Genomic DNA, 713 nt, shown 5'->3' on the forward strand with positions numbered 1-713 from the left:
ATCATCCGTATTCGAGATGGAAAACAATCCATGCGTTCCTCCTTCAACTTGCCAAATACAGAGTGTTTTGATCAAACATTTTCTCTAACATTATCACGAAAGCAAACCAATCAGCTCAAAAAACTTTATCTCAACTGTCCCAATGACTATCATTTTATTCCACACAATTCTACTTTTGATTTTCTTCCAGAAACAAGTCGAAAACATGACCCTGTTGAACTATACCAACTTCCTTTTCGTATGGTGCGTTTAGAAGTGGAAGAAGGAAAATACGAAACTTTAGTGACAAATACAGACTATTCAATCCAAGAATTAAAAAATCTCTACGCCAGCAGATGGGGCATAGAGACTAGTTTTCGTGACCTGAAATACAGTGTTGGCTTGGTCAATTTTCATGCAAAAAAGAAGGAAGGGATTCTCCAAGAAATCTTTGCTCGCTTTACAAATTTTAACTTTTGTCGTTGGGTAATCTCGCAAGTTGCCATCGACAGTAGTCGTAAAAAACAAAGATATAAAGTGTGTTTCTCAGATGCGGCTTATGCCTGCCGTTTGTTTTTTAACTGTTCCCTTTCTTCTCTCCAGTTGAAAAACTACCTCAAGAAACAGTTATCTATTATTCGACCGAATCGAAAATATCCAAGAAAGATAAAGGCCCAATCGGTAGTTGATTTCATCTATAGAGTAACATAAATCTCAAAAAATAGGGTGAAAAA

At 36.3% G+C, this 713-nt stretch carries 1 protein-coding gene; it reads left to right on the forward strand.

Annotated elements, in window-relative coordinates; translation table 11 throughout:
- The coding region (locus B7695_RS07005; RefSeq protein ID WP_142358878.1) for a transposase at nucleotides 1-690 on the forward strand (690 nt) is incomplete at its 5' end.
- Between the last annotated feature and the right edge of the window lie 23 nt (nucleotides 691-713).

It is taken from the genome of Streptococcus mitis (assembly GCF_002096845.1).
GTDB lineage: Bacteria > Bacillota > Bacilli > Lactobacillales > Streptococcaceae > Streptococcus > Streptococcus mitis_A.